5 protein-coding genes and 1 pseudogene are annotated in these 4,091 nt (G+C 45.4%); all 6 read right to left on the reverse strand.

Translation table 11 applies throughout. The features are described from left to right. Nucleotides 1-128: pseudogene (locus tag QTO00_RS15830) on the reverse strand (cytidine deaminase); the annotation flags it as partial. Between the two features lie 243 nt (nt 129-371). Further along, a complete protein-coding gene (locus tag QTO00_RS15835) occupies nt 372-1,049 on the reverse strand; it encodes an LrgB family protein (RefSeq protein WP_331425657.1) in 678 nt (225 codons plus the stop codon). Next, entirely contained in the window at nt 1,049-1,414 is a 366-nt protein-coding gene (locus QTO00_RS15840) for a CidA/LrgA family protein (RefSeq protein ID WP_331425653.1), read from the reverse strand. Before QTO00_RS15840 ends, QTO00_RS15835 begins: the two co-directional genes overlap by 1 nt. A 136-nt stretch (nt 1,415-1,550) precedes the next feature. After that, nucleotides 1,551-2,975 carry an exodeoxyribonuclease I gene (gene sbcB, locus QTO00_RS15845; RefSeq protein WP_331425654.1) on the reverse strand — a complete coding sequence of 475 codons (1,425 nt, stop codon included), beginning with the start codon at nt 2,973-2,975 and terminating at the stop codon, nt 1,551-1,553. Between the two features lie 78 nt (nt 2,976-3,053). Then, a complete protein-coding gene (locus QTO00_RS15850; RefSeq protein WP_331425655.1) occupies nt 3,054-3,740 on the reverse strand; it encodes an oxidoreductase in 687 nt (228 codons plus the stop codon). A 170-nt stretch (nt 3,741-3,910) separates the two neighbouring features. After that, nucleotides 3,911-4,091, reverse strand: a 181-nt coding sequence (locus QTO00_RS15855; RefSeq protein WP_331425656.1) for a hypothetical protein, incomplete at its 5' end; no start/stop codon positions are given.

Below are 4,091 nucleotides of genomic sequence, written 5' to 3' on the forward strand. Positions count from 1 at the left end.
GCAAGTAGTTGCTCAAATTGCTCATTAGAAAGTGTTGCGTCAAAATCATCAGCAAAAACAATTGGAGATAAGAAATCTGCTACTTTTTGTGGCACTTCCGATAGCGCTTTTTCAATGCGGCTTCTCATAGTGGATCCTTAAATAATCATCGTTGATATCATATGAGTCTAGATCCGAAAGCTACGGTGTAAACTCCGATATTGGTATTACAGTTTATGCAACGTTGAGAAATTTTCGGAGGCCTGTGTCACAAAAATAAATGCAACGTATTTGTTCGTTTCATAGTTTGAGTGAGTTCACACATATTTGAGTTTTGCTTGGTCTCAACCCACTCAAATTTGAGTCACTACTTAACACGGTTAAATCATTGTTTATGCGGATAACCACACGGCAAGGGCGAAAAACGATGGAGCGAGTATCGACGTAATCACACCGCAGACTACAAGGGCGAGCGAACTAAATGCCGCATCTTGACTATTTTTCTCCGCACATGTTGCCGTTCCTAGTGCATGAGAAACCGTGCCCATGGTTAATCCTCTTGCAATCGGATGAGTAATATTGAGTAAATTGTAGATAGGGTAGGCTAGGATGGCACCAAACAGGCCGACAATCAGCACCAGAATCGCGGCAATGGCAGGCTCACCACCAAGTTGGCTTGAGACTTCCATTGCGATAGGTGTCGTGACCGATTTACCGAGAAGACTGGCGATCAGCGATAAGTCAGTATCAAGGTAAACCGCGATCATACTCGCAGTGCACATCGACATAATACTACCAACACCACAAGCTAACATAATGATGCGTACGTTAGCGCGGATTTGAGGTAACTGCTCGTATAGTGGGTAGGCTAAGGCAACCACCGCAGGTTGCAGTAAGTGATTGATCCATTGATTACCGGCGTAATAGGTTTCGAATGGTACCTTTAAGTAAGTCAGCATCGGAATCAATACTGCTAGGCTGACTAACAATGGATTCATAAATGGGCTTCTGATCTTTTGGCACAGCCAACGCGAAGCAAGGAAGACAATAATTGTTACGAGCAACCACATCATTTCTGTCCTCCCTTCAACAACCTGTCGAGCATAAGACCAAGACAAACAAGCACAATCAGCGTGCCGCCGACAGCACTAGCCAAAATAGGCAGAGCGTTGGCGATGAGCATATCGAAATGTTCCATCAACCCAACACTGATAGGAACGAACAGAAGAACCATGTAGCGAATAAACAGGGATGCGCCAGGCTTTACCCAATCAGCGGGTACAAGGCCACTCGCGAGTAGACCAAACAGAATCAGCATACCAATGATGCTACCTGGGATTGAGATACCTAATAAGTGTTGAATATTAATGCCCGCGACAAGGCACAAAAATATCAGCCCCATAGATACGACGTATTGAAGCAAGGTTTTTGCCATATTTTAGAGTCGTCCGTTTGCATAGCCTCACATAAAAGCGGGCTCGATTTGTTCAAATGCCTAACCAATTTTGTTTTGTATTGTTACGGTTAGGCCAGATTGTAGGGTGCAGGACTTATGTCTAAGAAAACAGAGCCTAGGATACTCGCTTTTGCACGTATTGGTAGATGGATTTTAAAATAGCAATCTTCTTTTCGTCACTTTCATGTTCGTGAACTAAGTTTTCCAGATTTAGCATATAGTCTTCAATACGACTTTCGAAGTAGTCGCGGCAGTGCGTCGCCCAGCGTTGTTGCTCGGCTTCATCCAGTGTCCAAGGAAAGTTTCGTGCACGGTAGCGGAACAGCAGCGGTGCAATGCGATCGTCATTAAAGGCAATGTCGAGTGCTGCTAGATTATTTGGGCCTGTCTCGCGAATGATGTCCATAGCGGCCTTATCAGCCGGTGAGAAAAATCCGTCATATAGCATGCTGTCGACGTCAGTGCTCTTCTCGTACTCACGTTCGATGCCGTAAACACCAATTAGTTTCTCGCGTATTTCAGGGTGCTGACGGAGTAGTGCAAGGTTTTCTAGGCACTTCTCTCTGTCGATGCCTATTTTCTCTGCATTCTCCGCGGTAAGCGTTTTTGCCGGTGCAAGGATCGGGCACTTGTTGAGGTGAACTAGCTTAACCGGCACTGGTAATTCATCAGGGCCAAGCTCAGAACGTTTTGTGTAAAGGCGCTTGTTAAGTTGCTCAGTATCTAGATCTAACAATGCTTGTGGGTCTTTGGCTAAGTCGACACAGATCACCGCATTCTGATTGGTTGGATGCCAAGCTACAGGGACGATCCAACTGGTATAGTTGCACTCTTTGCCTAGCATTCCTGACACATGCATAAGCGGCGTCATTTTAACGATGTCGACCAACTCATTGAGCTTGCGCTTATGACGCATACTCAAAAAATAGTCGAACAGTTTAGGTTGCGCTGCTTTGACCTTCTTCGCCATTTCAATAGTTGCGATAACATCGGCCATCGCATCGTGAGCATTTTCGTGCTCAATGCCATTGGCAACAGACAAATGTTCCAACTTAAAACTGATGAAGCCTTCTTCGTTCTCAGGCCAGTTTACCCCTTCTGGACGCAGCGCATAACAAGCGCGCATCACATCGAGTAGATCCCAACGCGAGTTGCCGTTTTGCCAACTCCATGCATATGGGTCGAGGAAGTTGCGGTAACAGGTGTAACGAGTGACCTCGTCATCGAAGCGAATATTGTTGTAACCTAAGCTGATGGTATTGGGTGTAGCTAGCTGCTCATGAATCTTGGCGATAAACTCAGGCTCAGAGAGACCTTGGCTTTCAGCGGTTTGAGGAGTAATTCCAGTGATCAACGCCGCTTCAGGAGCAGGTAAGTAGTCAGCGGGTGGTTGGCAATAGATAACAAGAGGTTCGCCGATGATATTAAAGTCCATATCGGTGCGCACGCCTGCAAACTGACACGGTCGATCTTTCGCTGGGCTAGTTCCCCACGTCTCGTAATCAAAGAAAAAAAACGTAGGTTGATGCTCTTGTTGCATTATCTATTTACCAAGTGTTTGAAATTCACCTCGGTATTAGACCATTGCAGTGTGCGCAAGGCAATGAGGATACGACCTTTATTGGTATGATTTGATTTCTTTACGCATTGAAACCGTACTCATTGTTTCGAACTTTTTGTTTGAGTGCGCAAAAAGTCGATATTGCATCGCCATTGCGACATCTTCAGCTTCGATAGGGACAAAGTTTGCCAGTGGGCCAATCATCAATGGTTGGCAAACTTTCATTGCTGCTTGGACAATAGCTTCATCTTTACGTGGTTGCTCTCTTAAGCCTTTCAATGGGCCAGGTCGTGCGAAGATAACGCGCTCAAACCCCATTCGTTCAATGGTGAGCTCCATGCGTCCTTTGCAGCGTAGATAGTGTGATAGAGAACGAGCCGATGCTCCATAGCTGGAAACGACAGCGAGTTTTTTTACGCCGAGCAGCTTCATCTCTTGGGCCACATCGCAGACTAATTGATAGTCGATCTTCTCAAGTGCTTGTTTTGAGCCAGCTTGTTTCAGTGTCGTGCCTAAACAGATAAAGCCATACTCAGGGCGCACTTTGTCATCGTCCCACTCTTGAATGCGTAGCTCTGGGTGTTGGAGAGTCTCTAGCTTGGAATGGAAAAACGGCAGTTCGCGTCGAGTTAGGGCGTAAATTCGCGTGATAGGATCATGCTCTAACATCTGCTTAATTAGTTCATTGCCGATAAGCCCAGTGCTACCAGCGGTAATCACAGTGATGCTGTTTGAGTTATCCAAGTGAATGATCCTGTTCACGTGAGTCGTTTAGAGTGGGTGAGCATTATATAAACAAGCGGCAATGTCTGTGATCTAAGACAAGAATGAAACGGCGAAAGGATAGATCGAGTTCGTTTTTATGAATCTTCACACAATAAGACCTCGCGCAACGGCGAGGTCTATCCTTGGTGTTATGTCATTGAAAGTGGAACTTTCTTCTGACTAGGTTGTTGGGGTTTGTTCTGTTTTTGTTTTTTCGACTGTTGATTGGCAAACATAAAACCTCCTTGCACTATCAATCGGGAGAAAACAATGTCACGACGAAAATAATGCACAGTTTGTGCCGTTATAAATGCATTCCCGATACTAATA

The organism is Vibrio sp. M260118, from assembly GCF_036533755.1.
Classification (GTDB): domain Bacteria; phylum Pseudomonadota; class Gammaproteobacteria; order Enterobacterales; family Vibrionaceae; genus Vibrio.